The following is a 23,662-nucleotide window of genomic DNA, read 5'->3' as shown; positions in this document are numbered from 1 at the left end:
CGCCGGCCGCTAGGGCAGCCTCGGCTCGACCAGTTCGGCGACCTTCAGCGCCGCCGGGCACGGGTCCACGTCGGGGCTGCCCGAGTTCAGCACGACGTCGACCCGGGACGACTCGGTGACCCCGATGAAGATCCCGCAGCTGCCGGTCGCGCCCACCGACTGCTTGACCTGGTGACGGCCGATCTGGAACTCCTCCACGAGGCTCCCGTTCGACTGGACCTCCGCCAGCCCCGCCGTGGTCCGGATGCCGACACCGAGCCGCGCCGTCTGCGGCGAGAAGTTGCACACCCGCGCCGTGCCCAACTGCTCCACCACCGGTTCGGCGGTCTGGGCCCCGGTGACCTGCTCGGCTTCGGCCTTGGTGAGCAGGGTGCACGGGTCGGTGCCGTCCAGCGGACCGCCCCGGCTGGGTCCGACCGGCGCGACGGTGGTGCTCTGGGGCGGGGCGGTGGTCGGCGTGGTCTCCTCACCGGCCGGACCACCGCAGGCGGTGGCGGCGGCCAGTGCGACAGCGGCACCGATCAGGACGAGTCGAGGGTTCACGGGTTCTTCCTGATCGGTCCAGTGACACTTCGTGGGTCGACGTTAACCACTCACCCACGACCGCCGCTAGACCCCGCCGAACCCCCACCACGCACACCTCCGCGAGCCGCGCCCGCGCCTACACGCCCAACCCACACCCACGACTGAGAAATGCGATTTGAGTTGTCAAAGGTTGCACACTTCGCCTGTCCGGGTGACCCCCGTCAGATCGCCGTCGCCCGTACCAGCACCAATCGCTCCGGGTACAGCACAGGTGCCTGCACGCCGGCCGTCGTCAGTGCCCGGCCTGGCAGCGTCACGCCCTCGGGCTTCCACCAAGGCAGGAACACGCCCCAGTTGTGCGCGTTGCCGTCCGGCACGTCACCCGGCGCGAGAGGCCGCACGTGGTACGAGCGGTCGGCTGACAGACCGGGCAAGCGCACCGGCCCCGGCGGGTAGAGCTGGGACGTGGCCAGGGCGACGATGGCGAACACGGCGTCCGAACCGTCCTCCGCCACCACCCCGTGCACCTCGATCGCCGGGTCCGGGTGGTCGCCGTGCACCGCCACACCGGTGTGCAGCAGGGACCGCAGCTCCTTGTACAGCGCCACCCACGACGTCAGCCGCGCCAGGTCCTCGGCCGACGCCGCCGTCAGGTCCCACTCGATGCCGAAGTGCCCGAACAGCGCCGTCCCGGCCCGGAAGTCGACGGGGTGCTGCCGGTGCGTCGTGTGCGACGTCCCCGCACCCACGTGCGTACCCATCAGCTCCAACGGGACCAGCGCGTTCGTCCACCGCTGCATCGACTGCCGCTCCAACGCGTCGATGCAGTCCGACACCCACACCCGGTCCGTGCGCTCCAGAATCTCCAGGTCCACCCGTCCGCCACCGGACGAGCACGATTCGATCTCCACCCCGGGGTGACGCCGCCGCAGCTCGTCCAGCAGCCGGTAGACGGCCGACGTCTGGCCGTGCACGCCCGCGCGCCCGGTCGGCCGGTGCCCGGCGTCGACCAGGTCCCGGTTGTGGTCCCACTTCAGGTACGACACCGGGTACTCGGACAGCAGCGCGTCCAGCCGCTCCAGGACGTACTCGAACGCCTCGGGCCGGGCCAGGTCCAGCACCTGCTGGAACCGCGCCGTCCCGGGCAGCCGGTCGCCCGCCGCCATGATCCAGTCCGGGTGGGCCCGCGCCAGGTCCGAGTCGGGGTTGACCATCTCGGGCTCGACCCAGATGCCGAACTGCATCCCGAGCCCCGTCACGTGGTCGGTCAGCGGCTTCAGCCCGTCCGGCCACGCCTCGTCGGACACGTACCAGTCGCCCAGCCCGCGCCGGTCGTCGCGCCGCGACCCGAACCAGCCGTCGTCCAGCACGAACCGCTCGGCACCGACCGACGCGGCGGCGTCCGCCAGCGCCTTGAGCCGGTCCAGGTCGTGGTCGAAGTACACCGCCTCCCACGTGTTCACCACGACCGGGCGCGGTGAGCTGGGGTGGGACGGACGCGACCGCAGGTGCCGGTGGAACCGCCCGGACACCTCGTCCAGCCCGTGCCCGTACGACGCGTACTGCCACGGCGTCGAGTACGACTCGCCGGGCCCCAGCACGACCTCGCCGGACAGCAGCAGCTCACCCGAACCCAGCAGCGACACCGAGTGGTAGGTCTTCTCGGCGAACGTCCGGTGGTTGCCCGACCAGGCCGTGTGCACGGCCCAGACCTCGCCCGAGCGGTTGCCGAACCCGGCCGTGCCTGCGGCGAACAGGTACGCCGAGTCGTAGCCGGTCCGCCCGGTCCGGTTCTCGCGCACCCGCAGCCCCTGGGTGAACGCGGTCCGCTGCGGGCTGCGCTCACGCGTCCACCGGCCGGTGAAGTCCAGGATCTCGACCGCCTGCGGCGGCACGGGCAGGGTCAGGTTGACCGCGTCCACGGTGAAGTCCGACGTCCCGGTGTTGGTGAGCACGGCCCGCTGCCGCACCAGCCCGGACGGCGCGAGCTCGACGGTCAGTTCCAGCCCGAGCCCGGCGGTCTCGTCGACCGCCCGGATCAGCGGGCCGTCCACCGACACCACCCGGAAAGCGGTGGAGAAGTCACGCCCGCCGCGGTTGCCGATGATGCCGGGCGTGCCCAGCCAACCGGCCGACTGCTCGGGCAGCACGGCCACGTCCACCGCGCCGTCCACCGAGAAGCCGATGGGGTGCGGCGCCTGCGCGACCAGTACCGCGTCGAGTTCGTCGGAGGTGAGTTCGCCCAGGTCAGCGCCCCAGTGGCGGACCCGGGGGAGAGTGCCTCCCGAGAAGTCGAGCACCAGGCTCACACCCGCTGCCCGCAGGTGCGTCACGTCTGCCACTTGTGGTCTTCCTCTCTGGCGGTGAACCTCGTTGACTTACTTTAGTTGCTGGCGTAAGAATCGCCATACCTTGAACGTCACACGGCAGTAACCCACCGCCGCCGGGAAAAGAGGAACGATGATTCGCACGACCTTGCACGACGGGTGGCGCCTGAGCGCGGTGGGTGGGCCGATCCCGGCGGCCGTCGCCGACCGCGAGGTGCCCGCCGTCGTCCCCGGCAGCACGCACCTCGACCTCCTCGCGGCGGGTCTCATCCCCGAGCCCTACCTGGACACGAACGAGACCGAGCTGGCGTGGATGCACCGCGCGGACTGGCGTTACGCGCTGACGTTCGAGGCGGAGGCGGCGAAGCCGGGTGAGAAGGTCGAGCTGGCGTTCGACGGCCTGGACACCGTCGCCACGGTCGAGCTGAACGGAGTCGTGCTCGGCAGCACGGCCAACATGTTCCGCTCCTACCGCTTCGACGTGCGCGAGCACCTGGTGGACGGCGCGAACGACCTCGTCGTCACGTTCTCCTCCGCGCTGGCGTATGCCGAGCGGCAGGAGGAGGCGCTGGGCTGGCGTGACCGCGCCTACCCGCACCCGATGAACGCGGTGCGCAAGATGGCCTGTTCGTTCGGCTGGGACTGGGGTCCCGACCTGCAGACGGCGGGCATCTGGAAGCCGGTGCGGTTGGAGCGCTGGACCGAGGCGCGGCTGGCGCAGGTCCGGCCCCTGGTCACGGTGGACGAGGACGGCACGGGCCGGGTCGAGGTGCACGTCGAGGTCGACCGGGCGCGGGACACCGAGCTGACCGTGGTCGCGACGGTGGCGGGTGTCGAGCAGCGCGTCCGGGTCGAGGGCGGTTCCGCGGTGGTGACCGTCGAGGTGCCGGACGTCGAGCTGTGGTGGCCGGTCGGCTACGGCGACCACCCTCTCTACGACCTGGGCGTCGTGCTGCGGTCGGACGACCAGGACGCGGATCGCGCCGACCGTCGCATCGGCTTCCGGACCATCACCGTGGACACCACGCCCGACGAGGTCGGCACGCCGTTTACGTTCGTGGTCAACGGCAAGCCGGTGTTCGCCAAGGGTGCCAACTGGATCCCGGACGACCACTTCCTCACCCGCGTCACCCGTGACCGCCTGGTCCGCCGGGTCGACCAGGCCGTCGAAGCGAACATGAACATGCTCCGCATCTGGGGCGGTGGGATCTACGAGACCGAGGACTTCTACGACGTCTGCGACGAGCGCGGCGTGCTGGTCTGGCAGGACTTCCTGTTCGCCTGCGCCGCGTACGCCGAGGAGTCGCCGTTGTGGGAGGAGGTCGAGGCCGAGGCGCGCGAGAACGTCGCCCGGCTGACCTCGCACGCGTCCCTGGCGCTGTGGAACGGCAACAACGAGAACCTGTGGGGCTTCGCCGACTGGGGCTGGAAGGAGCAGCTGCAGGGCCGGTCCTGGGGCCTGCGCTACTACACCGAGCTGCTGCCCGCGATCGTCGCCGAGCTGGACCCGACCAGGCACTACTCGCCGGGCAGCCCGTACAGCCCCGGTGACCTGCACCCGAACGAGGACACCCACGGCACCCGGCACGAGTGGGAGGTGTGGAACCGGATCGACTACACCCACTACCGCGACTTCACGCCGCGGTTCTGCTCGGAGTTCGGCTTCCAGGGCCCGCCGACCTGGGCGACGCTGACCAAGTGGGTGCACGACGAGCCGATGACGCCGACCTCGCCCGCGTTCCTGCTGCACCAGAAGGCCGAGGACGGCAACGGCAAGCTCGACCGCGGCCTCGCGCCGCACCTGCCCACGCCCTCGGCGTTCGAGGACTGGCACTGGGCGACCCAGCTCAACCAGGCCCGCGCGGTCGCGTTCGGCGTCGAGCACTTCCGCTCGCACTGGCCGCGCACCGCCGGCGCGCTGGTGTGGCAGCTCAACGACTGCTGGCCGGTCACCTCGTGGGCCGCGATCGACGGCGACGAGCGGCTCAAGCCGCTGTACTACGCGCTCAAGCACGCCTTCGCGCCGCGCCTGCTCACCGTCCAGCCGCGCGACGGCGTCGACGCGCTCATCGCGGTCAACGACACCGACGAGGTCTGGACCGGCGAAGTGGCGCTGGAACGCCAGACGTTCGCGGGTGACGTGCTCGCGGCGGCTAAACTCCCGCTCGACGTGCCGGCGAGGTCCGCGGCACGGCTCGACCTGGCGGCCGACCTGGTCACGCCCGGCGATCCGAAGGGGGAGGTGCTGGTGGTGAGCACGGCCGACGCGCGCACCGCGCACCTGTTCCGGGAGGACCTGGAGCTGGCCTACGACCCCGCGCCGCTCACCGCCGAGGTCCGCCGGGTGGACGGCGGCTACCGGGTCGACGTCACCGCGTCCTCCCTCGCCCGGGACATCGCGGTGCTGGCCGACCGGGTCGCCGAGGACGCCGTCGTGGACGACACCCTGGTCACGCTGCCTGCCGGCGGGACGCACTCGTTCCTGGTCCGGACCGCGACCGAGCTGGCCGACCCGTCCGCGCTGACCGGCCCGCTGGTGCTGCGATCGGCCAACAGTCTGTGCGCGGTGCGGACATGACCACCGGCTCGCCCGGCTCCATCGGCCTCGTCCTGGCCCGCCCCGCGCGGCTGTTGGGCGCGGAGCCGTTCTTCATGGAGTTCATCGCGGGCATCGAGGAGCGGCTCGCCGAGGGCGACCGGTCCGTGCTGCTGCACATCGTGGGCACCGAGGACGCCGAGATCGCCGCCTACCGCCGGTGGGCGGCGGGCGGTGTGGTGGACGCGGTGGTGGTGGTCAACCGCACCGTGGACGACCACCGACCGGCGGTGCTGCGCGAGATGGGCCTGCCCGCGCTGTACGTGGGCGAGCCGGACGAGCTGGCCGTGCCCGCGGTGCGCACCGACGACGCGGGCCCGGTGCGCGAGGCGTTGGCGTACCTGCTGGAGCTGGGCCACCGGCGCATCGCCCGGGTCAGCGGGCCGAACACGTTGCTGCACACCAGGGCGCGCACGGCGGCACTGCTCGAAGGGTGCGCGGAGGCGGGCATCGAGCCCGTCGTGGTGGAGGGCGACTACTCGGAGGAGTCGGGCGCGAAGCTCACCACCGCGCTGCTCAACGCACCCGAACCGCCCACCGCGATCCTCTACGACAACGACGTGATGGCCGTGGCCGGTCTGAGCGTCGCCAAGGAACTCGGCGTCGCCGTGCCCGACCGGCTCAGCCTGGTCGCGTGGGACGACTCGTCGCTGTGCCGGCTCGCGTCACCCGCGCTGACCACCATGAGCGTGGACGTGCACCAGTTCGGCGTCACCGTCGCCGAGTCGGTGCTGGAGCTGATCGAAGGCGTCGAGGTCGCCGAGCGCTGGTCGCCCAAGCCCACGCTCATCGCGCGGGAGAGCACCCGATAACGCGCGGGAGAGCACCCGATGACGCGGCAGAGCACCCGATAAACCGAGGACGCACATGACCTACCACGCCGCCGAGTCGCGGTACGACGCCATGCCCTACCGCCGGTCCGGTCGCAGCGGGCTCAAGCTGCCCGCCGTGTCGCTCGGCCTGTGGCACAACTTCGGCCACGACAAGCACCTGGACGGCCAGCGCGCCATCCTGCGCCGGGCGTTCGACCTGGGCGTAACGCACTTCGACCTGGCGAACAACTACGGTCCGCCGCCCGGCAGCGCCGAGGAGAACTTCGGACGGCTGTTCGCGCAGGACTTCCGGCCGCACCGGGACGAGATCCTGGTGTCCACCAAGGCCGGCTACCACATGTTCGACGGCCCGTACGGCGAGTGGGGCTCGCGCAAGTACCTGGTCAGTTCGCTGGACCGGTCGCTGGCCCGGCTGGGCTTGGACTACGTGGACGTGTACTACCACCACCGACCGGACCCGGACACTCCCATCGAGGAGACGATGGGCGCGCTGGACCACGTGGTGCGCTCGGGCAAGGCGCTGTACGTGGGCATCTCCAACTACTCGGCGGAGCAGACGGCCGAGGCGGCGCGGGTGCTGCGCGAGCTGGGCACGCCGTTGCTGATCCACCAGCCGTCGTACTCGATGTTGAACCGGTGGGTCGAGGACGGGCTGCTCGACGTGCTGGCGGAGGTGGGCGCGGGGAGCATCGCGTTCTCGCCGCTGGCGCAGGGCGTGTTGACCGACCGGTACCTGAACGGCGTGCCGGAGGGGTCGCGGGCGGCAGGCGCATCGCCGTTCCTGTCGGCGTCCAATCTGGACGATGCGACGTTGGCGAAGGTGCGGGGGTTGAACGAGGTCGCGAAGGGGCGCGGGCAGACGTTGGCGCAGCTGGCGATCGCTTGGGTGCTGCGGAACGTGACGTCCGCGTTGATCGGGGCGTCGAGTGTGAAGCAGTTGGAGGACAACGTGGCGGCGACGGGGAACCTGTCGTTCGAGGCGGATGAGTTGGCGGAGATCGAACGGCACCTGTGATGGTGCTGTTGAGGTGAACCGGTTCATTTCAGTGGGGTGAGGCGGGCTACTGGCTCGGTGGTTGGGGCAGGCTCGATTTGACATGGGGCCCCTTACGGGCACTCCAGGCGGGTCGAAGCCGGCAGGCCCGGCGGGGAAGAGCGTCCCGCCGGGCCTGCCGGCTTCGACCCGCCTAAAGCACCCGAACCCCATGTAAATCGGGCCTTTTGCGGTTGGGCGGCGGGTCCGATGTGGGGCGGTGGGCGGGTCCGATTTGGTGCGGTGGCGGGGTGGGGAAGGTGCCGCGCAGCGGTCGAGTGGGGTCTTGACGAAACTTTGGTTAACCGCTTAACTAAGTCGCATGGGGCACGGACTCGACCCGGTTGCGGTCGCCATTGATATCGGTGGCACCAAGCTTGCTGTGGCGTTGGTCGAGTCGGATGGTGCTGTGCTGGCTCGCCGCACCACCCCGACGCCGGCCGGTGATGCGGAGGCGGTTTGGGGTGGGCTTGCCGGGGTGCTCGACGATCTGCTCGCGGCTGCTGCCGGCCGGACCGTGCTCGGCGTCGGGATCGCGTCGGCGGCGCCGATGGATTTGCGCAGCGGGACGATCAGTCCGGTGAACATTCCGGGTTGGCGTGACTTTCCGATCACCGCGCGGGTTGGTGGGTTGTTGCCCGGGTTGCCGGTGAGGCTCGGTGGTGACGCGTTGTGCATGGCGTTGGCCGAGTACCACCACGGCAACGGGCGGGGTAGTGAGTGCTTGCTCGGCATGGTGGTGTCGACCGGTATCGGTGGGGGGTTCGTCTTCGGCGGGCGGCCGCACTTCGGGACTACCGGTAACGCGGGCCATGTCGGGCACTTCGTGGTGGATCCGGCGGGGCCGTTGTGCGGTTGCGGTGCGAACGGGTGTTCCGAGGCGATCGCCAGTGGGCCGTCGATGGTGCGCTGGGCTTTGGAGCAGGGTTGGCAGCCGTTGGGCGGCACGGCGGACGGTGTCGCGCTGGCCGCGTCGGCGCGGGCGGGGGATCCCACGGCGGTGGCGGCCTTCCGGCGGTCCGGGGCGGCGGTGGCGCAGGTCATCACGGTGGCCTCGGCGTTGTGCGAGATCGATCGCGTGGTCATCGGCGGTGGGGTGGCGCAGGCCTGGGACCTGCTGGAACCCGCCGTCAGCGAGCCGCTCGCGGACTACGCGGGGCTGGAGTTCATGCGTCGGGTCGAGGTGTGCCCGGCGACGTTGGGTGTCGACTCGGGCCTGATCGGCGCCGCGGCACTGCTCGCGGACGACCGGGTGCCCGTGGGAATCTGAGGGAATCACCGTGCGCAAGTTGGACACCATCGTCCGGGAGTACCACTGGGGTTCGCGGACCGCGCTGGCCGAGATGCGCGGCGAGCCGTCGCCCAGCGTGGTGCCGCAGGCGGAGTTGTGGGTCGGCGCGCACCCGGACGACCCGTCCCGGCTGGCCGGTTGCGACGTGCCGTTGGACGCCTACCTCGCGGCCAACCCGGCGGGGCTGCTCGGTCCGGCGAGCCTGGCCGCGTTCGGGCCGCGCCTTCCGTTCCTGCTCAAGGTGTTGGCCGTGGACGCGCCGCTGTCGTTGCAGGTGCACCCGAACCGGGATCAGGCCGTGGTCGGGTTCGCGGAGCACGGTTACCGCGACGACCGGGCCAAGCCGGAGATCCTGGTCGCGCTGACCGAGTTCGAGACGTTGTCGGGCTTCCGCCGGCCGGCTGGGACGGTGGCGTTGCTGGACGACCTGGACCTGCCGTCGTTGACGCCGATGCGGGCCGCGCTGTCGGTCGGCGACACGTGGGGTGCGCTGCGGTGGGCGTTGCACGCGGCCGATGCCGGCTTGGTCGCCGAGGTGGCCTCGGCGGCGGTGCGGGTGCCCGCGCTCGCGCACGTGGTGGAGCTGGCCGAGTTCTACCCGGCCGACGCGGGTGTGGTGGCGGCGTTGCTGCTCAACGCGGTGCGGTTGCGGCCGGGGCAGGCGGTCTACGTCGGTGCGGGCGTCCTGCACGCGCACCTGCGCGGCACGGGGGTCGAGCTGATGGTGAACTCCGACAACGTGCTGCGCGCGGGCCTGACCACCAAGCCGGTGGACGTGCACGCGGTGCTGTCGCTGGTCGACCCCAAGCCCGGACCGCCGGCCGTGCTCGACGGCGAAGGTGACGACAGTCCACTGAGGACCTACCGGACGCCGGACCCGGAGTTCCGCCTGCACGCGGTGCAGCCGGGCGCGGTGCTGACCGGCGGTGGTCCGCAGCTCTTGTTGTGCACCAAGGGTTCTGTGGCGGTCAAGCGCGGTGGTGAGGAGGTCGTGTTGCGTGGCGGCGAGTCGGTTTTCCTGCCGCACAGCGAGGACCCGGCCGACGTCGCCGGACAAGGTGAAGCGTTCTGGGCCACCACGAACCTGACGTGAGCATCAGGGTGCGGACGGGAGGCCCGCCCGCACCCTGATGCCGGCTATTACTGGAAGTTCACGTCACTGCAGAGGTAGTAGGCCTGGTCCATGTGGCTGGCCTGCCAGATCGTGAACACCACGTGGCGGCCGGTGCGGCTGCCCGCGTTCACCTGGGCCTGGTAGAGGCCGGTGGTGCCGTAGCGACCGGTCGAGGTGACCAGCTCCAGGTCGCTCCAGCGCAGCGGCGTGGTCGCCGTGTTGACGCCCTGGCGGGTGATGTAGATGCGCAGGTAGTCCGCACCGTGCTTGGCCTGGTCCGTGATGGTCAGGGTGAACTGGCGCGGCTTGTTGGTGGTGTTCCACGCACCGACGGTGTCGAGCGCACGGTACCGACCGCTCTCGGCCAGACCACCGCTGCACAGCTGACCGCTGGGCAGGGCACCCTGGTGGTTGCCACCGACACCGTTGCGGTACAGGCCGTTCCAGTTCCACATCGCGTTCGGGTCGGCCTTCCAGGCCTGAGCGCACATGGGGTCGGTCTGACCCATGTTCGGGTTCAGGTGGTCGCTGCCCCAGCGCTGCCAACAGCCGTAGTTGCGCGACGGCGGGTCGGTGACGGAGCCGTGCGCGCTGGCGACGCCTGATGCGCCCACCAGGACCACGACACTGGCGGCGAGGACCGCCAGGACCGAGCTGAAGACGCCGACTACCGAGCGGATACCGCGTCTGAAGGTCATGTGTGTCCTCCACGTTGAGGATGCCGACTACAGGGCTGGGAGCGCTCCCAGATCCCAAGGTAGCGAACCGCGCACAATCTGTGAACCCCATAGCCCCACGAACCTTTTTCGGTTCAGAGCCAACATCGACCAGACCAATCCACGCCGAACGACGGAACCGGCCACACCTACGTCGGACCCGCCACCCGCCCTCGTGGCATGCAACAACCACCCACAACGGACCCGGCACTCGACCGCAAAAGGCCCGATTTTACATGGGGTTCGGGTGCTTTAGGCTGGTCGAAGCCGGGCAGGCTTGGCGGGCGTTTTATCCGCCAGGCCTGCCCGGCTTTGGCCTGCCTGGAGTGCCCGTAAGGGGCCCCATGTCAAATCGAGCCTGACCCAACCAGTGAGCCGAACTAGACCAGTGAGCCGAACTAGACCACGGAGCCTGACCCAACCACTGAGCCCTACCCAACCACTGAGCCGGAACAGCTACCGGTAGTACCCCTTCACCGGAACCACCGCCTCCTCCACCAACGCCGGCCCCTCCTGAGGCACAGCCGCGAACCCGCCACCCGGCTTCAACGCGTTCAACTGCTCGGTCGACAACGCGAACACCACCCGCCCCAACCCCGACCGCTCAATCGCCCCCACGCACATCCCACACGGCTGGCAGCTGGTGAACATCGTCGTTCCCGCCGCCACCTCCGCCGACAACGACCTCGCCGCCCACCGCGCCAACTTCAACTCCGGGTGCGCGGTGATGTCGTCATCCGTCAAGCTGGTGTTGCGCTCCTCCGCCAACACCACCCCATCCGGCCCCACCAACAATGACCCGAACGGCGGATTCCCCGCCGCACGCGCCTCCGCCGCCAACTCGACCGCCCTGCGCAGGCCGGCCAACCCCGCCGCCCCAGCCGTATTCCCCGAGCTCATCGGAACTCCTTCCGCACGGTGGCCAACGCCTGCCATGCGACCTCCGGGTGGACTGTCTCCTGTGGATCCCCGACGAACGGGTCCAGCACCACGGCCTCGGCCCCCGAGGCGCGCAACTCCGCCAGGTCACCCACGACCTGCGCGACCGTACCCTCGCCCAACCGCCGCTCCGGCCCCGCCTCGTCCTCCGTGATGTGCAACAAGATCCGCGGAGCCAACGCGGGCAACGGTTTCCCCTCCTCCTCCGCGATGGCCTCCAACCGCCCCAGCGCCTCCCGGTACGCCCCTGGCGTGAGGCGCAAGCTGTGCCAGGCGTCCCCGAGCCGAACGGCCCGCCGCAGCGCCGCGTCGGAGTGCCCACCGACCCAGATCGGGATCCGCCCGGCCCGGTAGTCCGCCTCGTCCCGCCACGCCGCGCGCACCGCCCGCAACCCCTCGTCGGTCAACCGGCCGCGTTCGGCGAACCGCACGCCCAGCGCCTCGTACTCCTGCCGCGCCCACCCGACGCCGACCCCGAGCACGAACCGCCCGCTGGACAGCTCGTTGACGTTCGCGGCCATCCGCGCCACCAGCAACGGATGCCGGTACGGCAGCACGAGCACGGTGGTGCCGATCCGGATCCGCGAGGTCACCCCGGCCAGCCACGCCAGCGCGGTGAACGGCTCGTAGAACGGCGCCGGGTACTGCTCGGCCACGTCCGGCGTCACGGCCACGTGGTCGGACACCATCAGCAGGTCGAAGCCGAGGCCCTCGACCGTCCGCGCCCAGTCCCGCAGCACGTCCGGCGAGGTCCCCGGCCCGAAGTTCGGTACGTTCACGCCTATCTGCACCGGACCAACGCTATGCGGAAAACCGCCCGTCCTGAAGAGAGCCTGCCCGGTATCAAGCCGCTCTCACCGCGAATTCCACGGTAAAGTCCGGAGATGACCGCGAGCCTCGACCCGACCGACTGGGCCATCCTCGCCGAGCTGCAACGCGACGGCCGGATCGCGTTCAGCGAGCTGGGCCGCCGGGTCAACCTCAGCGCCTCCGCCACCACCGAACGCGTCCGCAGGCTGGAGTCCACCGGCGTGATCACCGGCTACCGGGCCGAGGTCGACCTGGCCATGACCGGCTACGCCGTGCTCGCCGTCGTCCGCCTGAAGTACCCCGGCAACCGGCACGAGCCGCTGCACGCGCTGCTCGCCGAACGCCCCGAGATCCTGGAGTGCCTGCGCACCACCGGCGACGACTGCTACACGCTCAAGGTCGCCGCCACCTCCATGCCGCACCTGGAACAGGTGGTCAACGACCTGACCGGCTTCGGCAGCACGACCACGAACATCGTCTACCGCCAGACCCTGCCGTACCGGGGCGTGTCGCCGACCTAGCACGACACACCCCGCCGGCACAGGTCAGTGCCGCCACGACACCGCGGGCAGGCAAGTCGTCGGGTCCGCCTCCTTGTTCCCGACCACGATCACGTACTCCGGGTTCATGTAGCACCGTTCCCGCGAGAACGCCTCCAACGTGCCGAGCAACCCGCCCTGCGCGTCGTACGCCCGGACGTCCCCGGCACCCCGGTCCGCGGGCACCTCCCAGTCAGACGGTCGCGGGATGCGCGCCACGAACGTGCCGTTGGCGATCGTCGCCTCCGCGGTCTGCCCGCCTTGCGTGAACGTCACCCTGGCCACCTTCGACGACACCCGGCCGGCCACCATGTCGTACCCCGGCTTGCCCGCGTACTCGGGCTTGCCGCCGTCGCCGCCGGACGCCGAGCCGATCTCGTCCGCGGCGAACTCGCCGGGCAGCCACTCGATCTCCAGCATGGCCGTGAACCCCGAGTTGTACGGCATGGTCGGACCGTCGACCGTGCAGCTCAGCATGGCGTCCTCGGTGTAGAGCAGCGCGAACGTGCCGATGGTGTCGGTGACGTACTGGTGCAGCACGGCCTTCCCGTCGATGCCGGCGCTCTCCACGCACCCCCGTTCGACCTCGGCGACCCGCTCCGGCGACAGGTTCGCGATGACGGGCCGTTCGGCGGTCGAGTAGGTCCTCGGCGGTGCGGTGGTCGGGTAGCCGGACCGCGACGCGGCGGTGTCGGCGCCGCCCCGCTGCCACGGCGCGGCGACCGCGACCAGCGCGATGACGGCCGCCGCGGCGACACCGGCGGCGATCAGGGGCGCGAACCGGGTGGCACGGCGTCCGCGGCCGACCTCCTGCTCCAGCCGCGCGCGGATTTGGGCCTGGCGGCGGGGTGGCACGTCCCGGGTCGGGGGGAGTGTGTGGTTCATCGGTCCTCCAGGGTGAGCGCGGGGACTGCGACGACCGGTGCCGCGCCCAGCCTGCGGGTCAGCCGGGCCTTCGCCTTGCTGACCCTGGCCCGGACGCTCACCTCGGCGATGCCGAGCACGCCGGCGGCGTCGGCGTACGACACGCCGGACCACACGCACAGCGCGAGGGCTTCCCGCTCGTTGCGCGGCAGCTCCGCCACGGCGGCCAGCAGCACCGCCATCCGCCGCTGGTCGTCGACCCGTTCGGCCACCTGGTCGGCGTGGTCGGGCACCGGGGTCTCCACCGGAGCCTTGCGGAACAGCCGCAGCCGGCGCGCCACCGTGCGCCGGTCGCTGCGCACCACGTTCGTGGCCACGGCCAGCAGCCACGGCAGGGCGGAGTCGTGCTCCAGCCGCAGCCGGTCCCGCTTGCGCCAGGCGACCAGGAACGTGTTCTGCAGGTGGTCCTCTGCCGCCGCCCACGACGCGGTCAGCCGGAAGCAGTGGTTGTAGACCGCTTTGGCGTGCCGGTCGAACAGCACGCCGAAGGCCGGTCCGCTCCCCGCCGCGGCCTGTGACCACAGGGTGCGGTCGTCAGGGTCATCGGTCGTCATGTCCCGTTAGTGCCCGCCGGTCGGGGAGGTGTTGCCTCGCGTTTCCTCCGCGAACCCCAGGACGGCCGCACCGAGTAGGGCCGCCGCCGGCAAGGTCGACCTCATCGTCGAGACGACCAGGGGCAGGGGCGAGAGCGCTCTCGACCCGTGCCCGCCACTCCGGCGACGGCCCCTCGGACCCGACAACGCCGCCGCCGTGCGTTGCGGGACGAACCTGTCTGGGAACGTTCCCAGGAAATCGACCGTAGCGCACCGCGCTCGACCGTGGCAAGCGCTTTCCCGCTCACCGTGGCGGGCCGTTCCCCCTGTTCAGAAGCGTGAACGGCCCGCCGTGCCCGCATCAGGAGTGCGGGCAGGTGTCGCGGTACTCGGAGATCGCGGTGCCGCGCGGCGCGGGGCACAGGAACTGCTCGTACCGGGTGTCGTCGTCGATGAACCGCTTGAGCCACGCGATGCTGTACTTGGCGATCGTGGTGTTGGAGCTGTTGGGCGCGTAGTGGCTGGCGCCGTTCAGCTCCAGGTAGGCCTTGTCCAGCGTCGACGGCAGGCTCGTGTAGAACGGCTCGGAGTGCGACGTCACCGAGGCGACCGAGTCGTTCTCCGCGCCGACGACCAGGGTGGGCGTCCGGACCGAGGACCAGGTCTTGGTGGTGTGCCACGCGGTGAGCGGGATCGACGCTTGCAGGGTCGGCCGGTCCTTGGTGGCCTCCAGCGCGCCGCCACCGCCCATCGAGTGCCCCATCACGCCCAGGCGCGTGGCGTCGATGCGACCGCGCACGGAACTGCTGGTGGTGAGGTAGTCCAGCGCGGCGAGCAGCTGGTCACCGCGCGAGGCCGGTTGGTCGTACCGGGAGTTGGTGTCGATGATGAAGATGACGAAACCCTGCGAGGCCAGCCGCGGTCCGAGCCAGGACAGGCTGGACTGCGAGGCCGTGTAGCCGGGCGAGACGGCGACCGCGCCGAACGTGCCCTCGGCGGTGCTGGTCGGGTAGTAGATCGTGCCGCCGCCGAAGCCGCGCACGCTCGTCGACGACACCGTCGCCTGGCTGGTGGCGAACGGCCCGCGGGTGGCCTCGATGCTCGAAGTGGACGGTGCCGGACCCCGTTCGTAGGGGTTCTCCGCGGCTTGGGCGACCGCGCCGGAGGTGGTGAGGGCGACCGTCGCGGCGAGGATCACGGCGCGACGGGACAGGGGAGACCTCAGGGACATGGCGTTTTCCCAGCGTGGCAAGGACTTCATCGAAGAGTCCTGAGTGGACGGGACCTACCGGGGGCAGTCTGGCCGCTACCTACTCCAGCGTCAAGTAACTGTCTCGATACGCACCGTGACATGAAAAGGATTCACTCCGCGGCACGGTCGAAACCGGAACCCCCACCTGCGAGGAAGCGCTCCCACGAAGGTCTTGACCCCGGTTCGCCACGTCACCAGGATCGGGCGCGACAGAGCCGTCGCACCCGAAGACGAACGGAACCGCCGAATGCCCCGCAGAACCCTGAGCGCCGCGCTGGCCGCGGTGCTCGCCGCCGGTCTCATCACCGGAGGCGCCGCCGCCTCCCCGGAACCGACCTCGCGACAGCCGGTCATCGGCGAGCCGCGCACCGAGCACGGCTGCGCCCGGATCGAGCGGGACCTGCCGGAGCTCGCGGAGTGGCCGAAGGTCGACAGCCGGGTCGAGTCGACCCCGGCCGACGAGCGGCGGGTCGCTCGGATCCTCGCCGGGATGACGCTGGCCGAGAAGGTCGGCCAGATGACCCAGCCCGAGATCGGCGCCATCACCCCGGACGAGGTGCGCGAGTACGGCATCGGCTCGGTCCTCAACGGCGGTGGCTCGTGGCCGAACCGCGACAAGCACGCCGCGCCCGAGGCGTGGCTGGCCCTGGCCGACGCCTATTGGGACGCGTCCAAGGCCAGCCGCACGCAGGTGCCCGTGATCTGGGGCATCGACGCCGTCCACGGCAACAACAACGTCTACGGCGCGACGATCTTCCCGCACAACATCGGCCTCGGCGCCGCGCACGACCCGTGCCTGATCCGGGACATCGGCAAGGCGACCGCCGAGCAGATCCGCGCCACCGGCCAGGACTGGGCGTTCGCGCCGACGCTGGCCGTGCCGCTGGACGACCGGTGGGGCCGCACGTACGAGGGCTTCTCCGAGGACCCGCGGATCACCCGCGCGTACGGCTACGAGGCCACCCTGGGCCTGCAGGGCAACAGCAAGCGGCGGGTCGGCGTGCTCGCCACCGCCAAGCACTTCATCGGTGACGGCGGCACGATCGGCGGCAAGGACCAGGGCGTCAACCCGTCGTCCGAAGCCGAGATGATCAACGTGCACGGCCAGGGCTACTACGGCGCGCTGGCGGCGGGCGCCCAGACCGTGATGGTGTCGTTCAACAGCTGGACCAACGAGGAGCTGGGCATCACCGAGGGCAAGCTGCACGGCAGCAAGCTCGCGGTGAACGACATCCTCAAGGGCAAGATGGGCTTCGACGGCCTCGTCGTCTCCGACTGGAACGGCATCGGCCAGGTCGCGGGCTGCACCAACTCGTCCTGCCCGCAGGCGATCAACGCGGGCATCGACGTGGTGATGGTGCCCAACGACTGGAAGGCGTTCATCGCCAACACCGTCGCCCAGGTCGAGGGCGGTCAGATCCCGATGGCCCGCATCGACGACGCGGTGACCCGCATCCTGCGCGTCAAGCTCCGCTCGGGCGTGCTGGACGGCGAGAAGCCGTCGCAGCGCGACCACGCCGGTTCGGCGGACGCCCTGGAGGCCCGCAAGCTGGCCCGCAAGGCGGTGCGCGAGTCGCAGGTGCTGCTCAAGAACGACAACCGGGTGCTGCCGCTCTCGCCGCGGTCGAAGGTGCTGGTCGTGGGCAAGAGCGCGGACAGCCTGCAGAACCAGACCGGCGGCTGGACGCTCACCTGGCAGGGCACCGGCAACACCAACGCCGACTTCCCCAACGGCACCACCATCCTCGGCGGGCTGCGGGAAGCGCTCGGCGAGGCGAACGTGGTGTTCAGCGAGACCGGCGACGTGGACCCGGCCGGGTTCGACGCGGTGGTCGCGGTGATCGGCGAGACCCCGTACGCGGAGGGCGTCGGCGACCTCGGCAAGCGCTCGCTGGAGGCGGCCAAGCTCTACCCGAACGACCTGGCCGTGCTGGACAAGGTCAGCGGCAAGGGCGCGCCGGTCGTCACGGTCTACGTGTCCGGCCGTCCGCTGCACGTCAACAAGGAGCTGAACCGCTCGGACGCGTTCGTGGCGGCGTGGCTGCCCGGCACCGAGGGCGGCGGCGTGGCCGACCTGCTGGTGCGCGGCAAGCACACCTACCCCGGTTTCACCGGCGAGCTGTCGTTCTCGTGGCCGCGCAGCGCCTGCCAGACCCCGCTGAACGGCGACGGCGACCCGCTGTTCAAGCCGGGTTACGGCCTCAGGAGCTGGCAGACCGGCAACGTCGGCAGGCTGGACGAGACCTCGCCCGAGTTCGGCTGCTCCGGCAACGGTGGCGGCGGCACCGCGACCGAGGACCTGGAGCTGCACGTGCGCACCGACATCGCGCCGTACCGCAGCTACATCGGCTCGCCGGACAACTGGGGCGGCACGGAGCTCGGCCCGGACGGCGAGGCGGCGCACAGCTCGATCAACGTCGTGCCCGCGGACGTCAACGTGCAGGGTGACGCGATGAAGACGACCTGGACCGGCACCGGGCCCGGCCAGGTCTACCTGCAGGACCCGGCGGGCGGCAGCGACCTGCGCGGGTACCTCAACGCCGACGCGGCGCTGGTGTTCGACGTGATCGTGCACCAGGCGCCCGCCGCGCGGACCGTGGTGAGCACGCACTGCCAGTACCCGTGCTTCGCCGAGGTCAACGCGACCGGCCTGTTCGGCGGCCTGCCGACCGGGGTGAAGTCCACGGTGAAGATCCCGGTCTCGTGCTTCGGCAACAGCGGGCTGGACCTGGAGAACGTCAACACGCCGTTCCTGGTCTACACCGAGGGCGCGTTCCAGGCGTCGTTCGCGAACGTCCGCTGGGTGCCGAAGGCGGCGGCCGACCCGGACGCCAAGACGTGCGCCGAACTGTCGTGAGCTGAGCGGAACCGGGGGCGGGCCCAGCACGGGCCCGCCCCTCTGTTCTCAGCACCCGACTTCAGTACCCGACGGTGAACCGGGTCCGCTGGTGCTTCGGCGTCTCGGCTTCGTCCAGCAGCGCCACCGCGAAGTCCTCGATCGAGATCGTGGTGCCGACCTGCTCGTCCCCGCCGAGGCGGAACACGCCGGTCCGCCCACCGGGCTCCAGCACCGCCGGTGGGCTCAGGTAGGTCCAGTCGGCCACCCGGTCGGCCCGGCACACCGCCAACTGCTCGGCGCACGCCCGCGCGATCGGCTTCAACCCGTCCGGGAAGTCGGGTGCCTCCTCGACCGTGTGCCCCTGAGGCGTCACGAGCGTGGCCGCACCACCGACCACCAGCAGTCGCACGCCGGTCCGCGCCACCCCCGCGAGCAACGCCCGGGTGGCCTCGACCAGCTCACCCTCCCGCCCGTCAACCGGCCTGGTCGCGCTGATCACCAGGTCACGTCCCGCGCTGAGCCGCACGACGTCCGCGACGACCCGCGCGTCACCGACCTCGCCGCCCGCACCCGACCTCCGGCTGACGGCCGTGACCTCGTGGCCCCGTCGCCGCGCCTCCTCGGCCACCCGGCGGCCGACGCTACCGAACGCTCCGAACACGGTGATCCACACCGTTGACCCCCTTCTCCTCGACCTTCCGGACCGTCGTCCGCTGTGCCACCACGAGCGCGCCGAGCACGACCGCCGCACCGAGCACCTGCCACGCCGTCAGCCCCTGGTCGAGCACCAGCCAGCCCACGAGCGTCGCCACGACCGGGCTGAGCAGGCCGAGAAACGTGACCTGCGTGGCGGGCAAGACCCGGATCCCGCGGAACCACAGCGCGTACGCCAGCGCACCGCCGATCACGCCCAGGTACAGGAAGCCGCCGACGTTCGCCGCGGTCATCGCGGGCGGCGGGCCCTCGACCGCGAACGTCACCGGCAGCAGCACCACGCCACCAGCCACGAGCTGCCACCCGGTGACGGCCAGCAGCGGCGCGGGCGTGGTCCAGCGCTTGCTCAGCACGACACCGGCCGCCATCGCGACCGCACCGCCCAGCGCCGCCGCCACGCCGACCACGTCCAGCCGTGCGTCGGCCCGCAGCACCAGCAACGCCACGCCGACGATGCCCGCGATCGCGGCCAGCGCCGTGCGCGTCGTCATCCGCTGCCCGAGCAGCACCACCGCCAGCCCGGCCACCACCAGCGGCTGCACGGCGCCGACCGTCGCCGCGACACCGCCCGGCAGCCGGTACGCGGCCAGGAACAGCAGCGGCAGGAACACGCCGATGTTCAGCGTGCCCAGCACCAGCGAACGCCACCACCAGTCGCCGCGCGGCAGCCGGCGCGTGACCGCGACCAGCAACAACCCCGCGGGCAACGCCCGCAACAGCCCTGCCAGCAACGGCCGGTCCGGCGGCAGGTACTCCGTGGTCACGAAGTAGGTCGTGCCCCACACGGCGGGGGCGAACGCGGTCACCCATTTGCTTAGCACTAAGACAAAGTAGCTCACCGCTAAGGTATCTCGGCCCGTCCGGCGACGTGACTTACCTCACCGCTAAGCTAGTTTGATGGCAGACCACGTCGACCTGGTGCTCGGTCAGTGGCACGCGCAGCGCCCCGACCTCGACGTCTCGCCGATGGCGGTGATCGGCAGGCTCAAGCGGCTGTCCCGGCTCGTGGACGCCGAGCTGGGCAAGACCTTCGCCAGGCACGACCTGGACCGGGCGTCGTTCGACGTCCTCGCCACCCTGCGCCGCAGCGCGCCGCCTCACCGGCTGACCCCGACCGAGCTGATGCGGGCCTCGATGGTCACGTCCGGCGCCGTCACGCAACGGCTCGACCGCCTGGAGGCCCGCGGTCTCGTCGCCCGCACGCCGAACGAGCGCGACGGCCGAGGCGTCGTCGTCGCCCTCACCGATGCCGGTCACGAGCTGGTCGACCGCGTTCTGCCCGACCACCTCGCCACGGAGAACCGCCTGCTCGGCGCGTTGTCCGTGCGGGAGCGCGAGGCGTTGGCGGGCACGTTGAAGCAGCTGCTGGAGTCGCTCGGCGACCAGTGAGCCGCCGGCTTTTCCCGACCTGGCGCACCCACTTCATCGAACAAGTTTCTTCACTTACGAAACTTACGGCGCTATCGTGCGTTTCCAGCGGTGCCACTCAACCGCTTAAGCGCATGAACCGCTCAACGCCGAGAGGTCGGTAGCCATGAGGAGACGTTCCCCTGCCAGACGCGCGATCGCCGCGCTCGCCGTCACCGCCCTGATCGGCACGATCACGACGGCCACCACCGCCACCGCCGCTCCCGACGAGCGCCACCACCGTCCGGAGACGGTCCGGATCTCCGACCCCGACGCCACCCCGCAGACCCGCTCGCTCTTCTCCTACCTGCGTTCCCAGCAGGGCAGGGGCGTGCTGTTCGGTCACCAGCAGACGACCGAGTTCGGCGTCACGTGGGACGAGTTCACCGAGACCGACGGGATCAGGTCCGACGTCGCGGCGGGCGTCGGCGACCACCCGGCCGTGTTCGGCTGGGACACCGGCCACCTCGGCTACGGCTCCTCGCCCGGCGACCCCAGCCCCGAGGAGAACTTCCAGGCCACCGTCAAGCTGGTCGAGACCGCGCACAACGAGATCGGCGGCATCCACACGCTCGCGTCCCACATGGACAACTTCGTCACCGGCGGCGACTTCTACGACACCAACGGCGACGTCGTCACCCGCATCCTGCCCGGCGGCGACCACCACACCCGGTTCAACGCCTACCTCGACCGCGTGGCACGTCTCGCGCACGAGGTCGACGACCGCGACGGCAACCCGATCCCGATGATCTACCGGCCGTTCCACGAGAACAGCGGCTCGTGGTTCTGGTGGGGCGCGGCGCACGCGTCACCGGCGAAGTACGTCGAGCTGTTCCGGTACACCGTCGAGTACCTGCGCGACGTCAAGGACGTGCACAACTTCCTGTACGCGTACTCGCCTGGCGGCGGCTACGGCGGCGTGGACGACGTGTACATGCGCACGTACCCGGGCGACAACTACATCGACGTGTTCGGCATCGACAGCTACGACGGCAGCAACGGCTCGCGGCAGTGGCTGGACGGGATCGTCGCAGACCTCGGCATGATCGCCCGCATCGCCCAGGAGAAGGGCAAGGTCTCGGCGTTCACCGAGTACGGCGTCAGCGGCGCGTTGAAGCCCAACGGGCAGAACGGGAACCTGAACTGGTTCACCACGATGTTCGACGCCATCAAGGCCGACCCGTGGGCCAACCGCAGCGCGTTCATGCTGACCTGGGTGAACTTCGGCACCGAGCAGTTCTTCCTGCCGTACCCGGCGACCGCGACCGAGCCCGAGCACGAGTTGTTGCCGGACCTGCGGCGGCTGCACGCCGACCCGTTCGCGGTGTTCAGCTCGGCACTCGACCTGCGCGACGTGTACGGGCGCAAGGTGAAGGCCGAGGCGCACCAGCCGTTCCTGCACGTCGTGTCGCCGCCGGACGGTGAGCGGATCACCACCCCGACCACGACCGTCCGCGTGCGGCTGCTCGACGCGCGGCACGCGTTCGTCCACTACACCGTGGGCGACGACCCGACCAGGTTCCCGCTGAAGCTCGACCGCAGTACCGGCTACTACACCGGCACCTGGAACATCGGCGCCGAGCACCTGACCAACAAGGTCACCCGGCTCAAGGTGACCGCCGTGACGGCTCGCGGCACGCTGTCCACCACCAACCGCGTGATCCTGGGCGCGAAGCCGCCGCTCGCCCCCGGCGTGGTGGACGACTTCGAGGGGCACGTGGACGACACCGCGCTGAACGCGGAGTACAGCCCGTACGGGACGAACCGGATCTCGCTGGCGGCGGAGAACGGCGGCCAGGCGCTGAAGTTCGACTACGACTTCAGCTTCCAGACCTACACCGGCGTCGGCAAGCGGATCTCGGGTGACTGGTCGGCTTACACCGGGCTGTCGCTCTGGCTGCGCCCGGACGGGTCGAACCACAAGCTGGTGCTGCAGCTCAACGCCGGTGGCGTGGCCTACGAGGCGTACCCGTCGCTGGCGGGCACGTCGGCCGGCGTCGTGACCATCCCGTTCGCGGACTGGCGGCCGGCGCCGTGGGACACGGCCAACGCACACCGGCGGATCACGCCCGAGGACCTGAAGAACCTGTCCCAGTTCAACATCTTCATCAACCAGGCCGAGAACAACCCCGTCGTGACCGGCACCCTCCACCTGGACGACATCCGCGCCGGCTGAAGTCGCCGCACAGACCCCGCCCGCGTGCGCAGCCACATGCCCGGCGCGCACGCGGGCGGTTCCAGCCCGATCAGAGACCGTTGCTCCACCCCGTCACGACCTGGTGGTAGGTCGGGGCGTGCGGGGCGTAGTTGATCGAGTGGCCGTAGTCCGGCAGCACGTAGGTCTGCAGTCGCGCCGCCGGCGAGAAGAACGGGGACTCCGAGGCGCGCAGGGCGTCCGCCGAGGCGCAGTCGGCGCCCAGCGGCTGGCCGCAGAAGTGGGTGTCGCCCGCGCCGACCACCACCATCACCGGCACGTCGATCAACCGGGTGAACGGGATGATCACGTTGTGCAACGCGACCGTGTCCACCGACTCCGCCGCCGAGAACACGTCCTTCGTCGCCTCGTCGAACGCGATCGCTTCGGGCACCCGCAGACCGGGCGCGTGGAACGCCCCGTAGCGGCTGCCGGGCGCCGTCGTCAGGTAGCCGAGGTCCAGCCCGCCCCGCCGCAACCCCGGGTCGAGCACCGCCGGGATCATGCCCGCCAGCACCGGCAGCACGGTCACCAGGTTCATCCGGTGCGTGAAACCGGTGACCAGCACGCCGTCCACGTCGCCGTACGTCCCGGCCTCGATCAACGCCATCGCCGCACCGATCGAGTGCCCGCCGATGACGACCTTCTCGAACCGCGGCCGCACCGCCCGCACGACCTGGTGCGCGGCGTACGCCTGGGTCGACGCCGTCACCAACGCGCTCAGCGGCCGCGAGCTGCGCCCGGTGCCGAGCCGGTCCACGGCGAGCGTCGCGATGCCCGCCCGGTTCATCGCCTCCCGGTACGACCGGGTGCCCGGCGAGTACGAGATGTCCCAGTACGAGCTGTTGTAGGTGCCGCCGGGGATCAGCACCTGCACGGTGGACGCACCCGTCGGGGTGCACAGCCTGCCGTGCATGAAGTGCGGCGTGCCGAGCACCGTCACCGGCACGCGCAAGTCCTCACACGCGACCGGCGCGGCGAGAGCGGGAGCGGGCACGGGCAGCAAGCCCGCCGCCGCGGTGAGCAGGGCGACCGCGGACGACCGCCAACGCGACCAACGCACGATTCGACAACCT

Annotated in this window: 20 protein-coding genes; 9 read left to right on the top strand and 11 right to left on the bottom strand. The window is 70.8% G+C overall.

Annotated elements, in window-relative coordinates; genetic code table 11:
* Window positions 1-9: 9 nt before the first annotated feature.
* Complete coding sequence (locus tag B0I31_RS03555; RefSeq protein WP_106613793.1) at window positions 10-543, bottom strand: DUF3558 domain-containing protein; 534 nt, start codon at window positions 541-543, stop codon at window positions 10-12.
* 203 nt (window positions 544-746) lie between these two features.
* Window positions 747-2,867 (bottom strand): alpha-galactosidase, encoded by a 2,121-nt coding sequence (locus B0I31_RS03550; RefSeq protein WP_106613792.1) that lies wholly within the window; start codon window positions 2,865-2,867, stop codon window positions 747-749.
* 118 nt (window positions 2,868-2,985) lie between these two features.
* On the opposite strand from B0I31_RS03550, the gene B0I31_RS03545 reads away from it, so the two are divergent.
* From B0I31_RS03545 to manA, 5 genes are all read left to right on the top strand, one after another.
* On the top strand, window positions 2,986-5,430 hold the full coding sequence (locus B0I31_RS03545) for a glycoside hydrolase family 2 protein (RefSeq protein WP_106613791.1): 2,445 nt from the start codon (window positions 2,986-2,988) through the stop codon (window positions 5,428-5,430).
* Window positions 5,427-6,260 (top strand): LacI family DNA-binding transcriptional regulator, encoded by an 834-nt coding sequence (locus B0I31_RS03540; protein ID WP_106614029.1) that lies wholly within the window; start codon window positions 5,427-5,429, stop codon window positions 6,258-6,260. The genes B0I31_RS03545 and B0I31_RS03540 overlap by 4 nt, the downstream gene beginning before the upstream one ends.
* Window positions 6,261-6,315: 55 nt before the next feature.
* Window positions 6,316-7,296: an L-glyceraldehyde 3-phosphate reductase gene (gene mgrA, locus B0I31_RS03535; protein ID WP_106613790.1), complete on the top strand. Its 981-nt coding sequence runs from the start codon at window positions 6,316-6,318 to the stop codon at window positions 7,294-7,296.
* A 340-nt stretch (window positions 7,297-7,636) separates the two neighbouring features.
* The gene (locus B0I31_RS03530; RefSeq protein WP_106613789.1) at window positions 7,637-8,584 is read left to right on the top strand and encodes an ROK family protein; all 948 of its coding nucleotides are present in this window, start codon (window positions 7,637-7,639) and stop codon (window positions 8,582-8,584) included.
* 10 nt (window positions 8,585-8,594) lie between these two features.
* Window positions 8,595-9,698: a mannose-6-phosphate isomerase, class I gene (gene manA / locus B0I31_RS03525; protein ID WP_106613788.1), complete on the top strand. Its 1,104-nt coding sequence runs from the start codon at window positions 8,595-8,597 to the stop codon at window positions 9,696-9,698.
* Between the two features lie 47 nt (window positions 9,699-9,745).
* Here the strand turns inward: manA and B0I31_RS03520 are convergent, their stop codons facing one another.
* The 3 genes from B0I31_RS03520 to B0I31_RS03510 form a co-directional block, all read right to left on the bottom strand.
* On the bottom strand, window positions 9,746-10,417 hold the full coding sequence (locus B0I31_RS03520) for a lytic polysaccharide monooxygenase auxiliary activity family 9 protein (RefSeq protein ID WP_106613787.1): 672 nt from the start codon (window positions 10,415-10,417) through the stop codon (window positions 9,746-9,748).
* 474 nt (window positions 10,418-10,891) lie between these two features.
* Window positions 10,892-11,335 carry a nucleoside deaminase gene (locus B0I31_RS03515; RefSeq protein WP_245949633.1) on the bottom strand — a complete coding sequence of 148 codons (444 nt, stop codon included), beginning with the start codon at window positions 11,333-11,335 and terminating at the stop codon, window positions 10,892-10,894.
* A complete protein-coding gene (locus B0I31_RS03510) occupies window positions 11,332-12,165 on the bottom strand; it encodes an LLM class flavin-dependent oxidoreductase (RefSeq protein ID WP_106613785.1) in 834 nt (277 codons plus the stop codon). Before B0I31_RS03510 ends, B0I31_RS03515 begins: the two co-directional genes overlap by 4 nt.
* 93 nt (window positions 12,166-12,258) lie before the next feature.
* On the opposite strand from B0I31_RS03510, the gene B0I31_RS03505 reads away from it, so the two are divergent.
* Window positions 12,259-12,705, top strand: coding sequence for an Lrp/AsnC family transcriptional regulator (locus B0I31_RS03505; protein WP_106613784.1), 447 nt, complete (start codon window positions 12,259-12,261; stop codon window positions 12,703-12,705).
* 24 nt (window positions 12,706-12,729) lie between these two features.
* Here B0I31_RS03505 and B0I31_RS03500 read toward each other — a convergent pair whose 3' ends face one another.
* From B0I31_RS03500 to bdeA, 3 genes are all read right to left on the bottom strand, one after another.
* A complete protein-coding gene (locus B0I31_RS03500; RefSeq protein ID WP_106613783.1) occupies window positions 12,730-13,608 on the bottom strand; it encodes a hypothetical protein in 879 nt (292 codons plus the stop codon).
* Window positions 13,605-14,201 (bottom strand): RNA polymerase sigma factor, encoded by a 597-nt coding sequence (locus B0I31_RS03495; RefSeq protein WP_106613782.1) that lies wholly within the window; start codon window positions 14,199-14,201, stop codon window positions 13,605-13,607. The genes B0I31_RS03500 and B0I31_RS03495 overlap by 4 nt, the downstream gene beginning before the upstream one ends.
* A 340-nt stretch (window positions 14,202-14,541) precedes the next feature.
* Entirely contained in the window at window positions 14,542-15,411 is an 870-nt protein-coding gene (bdeA, locus tag B0I31_RS03490; RefSeq protein WP_219910592.1) for a bis(hydroxyethyl) terephthalate hydrolase, read from the bottom strand.
* 268 nt (window positions 15,412-15,679) lie between these two features.
* On the opposite strand from bdeA, the gene B0I31_RS03485 reads away from it, so the two are divergent.
* Window positions 15,680-18,289, top strand: coding sequence for a glycoside hydrolase family 3 protein (locus B0I31_RS03485; RefSeq protein ID WP_106613780.1), 2,610 nt, complete (start codon window positions 15,680-15,682; stop codon window positions 18,287-18,289).
* Between the two features lie 61 nt (window positions 18,290-18,350).
* Here the strand turns inward: B0I31_RS03485 and B0I31_RS03480 are convergent, their stop codons facing one another.
* Together B0I31_RS03480 and B0I31_RS03475 are read right to left on the bottom strand one after the other, a co-directional pair.
* A complete protein-coding gene (locus tag B0I31_RS03480; protein WP_245949629.1) occupies window positions 18,351-18,932 on the bottom strand; it encodes an NAD(P)-dependent oxidoreductase in 582 nt (193 codons plus the stop codon).
* On the bottom strand, window positions 18,913-19,791 hold the full coding sequence (locus B0I31_RS03475; protein WP_425444343.1) for an EamA family transporter: 879 nt from the start codon (window positions 19,789-19,791) through the stop codon (window positions 18,913-18,915). The genes B0I31_RS03480 and B0I31_RS03475 overlap by 20 nt, the downstream gene beginning before the upstream one ends.
* Before the next feature lie 91 nt (window positions 19,792-19,882).
* On the opposite strand from B0I31_RS03475, the gene B0I31_RS03470 reads away from it, so the two are divergent.
* Both B0I31_RS03470 and B0I31_RS03465 read left to right on the top strand, forming a co-directional pair.
* A complete protein-coding gene (locus tag B0I31_RS03470) occupies window positions 19,883-20,374 on the top strand; it encodes a MarR family winged helix-turn-helix transcriptional regulator (protein WP_106613777.1) in 492 nt (163 codons plus the stop codon).
* A 145-nt stretch (window positions 20,375-20,519) separates the two neighbouring features.
* Window positions 20,520-22,568, top strand: coding sequence for a glycosyl hydrolase (locus tag B0I31_RS03465; RefSeq protein WP_106613776.1), 2,049 nt, complete (start codon window positions 20,520-20,522; stop codon window positions 22,566-22,568).
* A 70-nt stretch (window positions 22,569-22,638) separates the two neighbouring features.
* Here the strand turns inward: B0I31_RS03465 and B0I31_RS03460 are convergent, their stop codons facing one another.
* Complete coding sequence (locus tag B0I31_RS03460; RefSeq protein ID WP_245949627.1) at window positions 22,639-23,649, bottom strand: alpha/beta hydrolase; 1,011 nt, start codon at window positions 23,647-23,649, stop codon at window positions 22,639-22,641.
* Window positions 23,650-23,662 lie beyond the last annotated feature (13 nt).

Origin of the sequence: Saccharothrix carnea (assembly GCF_003014735.1) — a bacterium.
GTDB lineage: Bacteria > Actinomycetota > Actinomycetes > Mycobacteriales > Pseudonocardiaceae > Actinosynnema > Actinosynnema carneum.
Note: the sequence above shows the minus strand (reverse complement) of the source record. Positions and strands in the feature narration are given on the sequence as shown.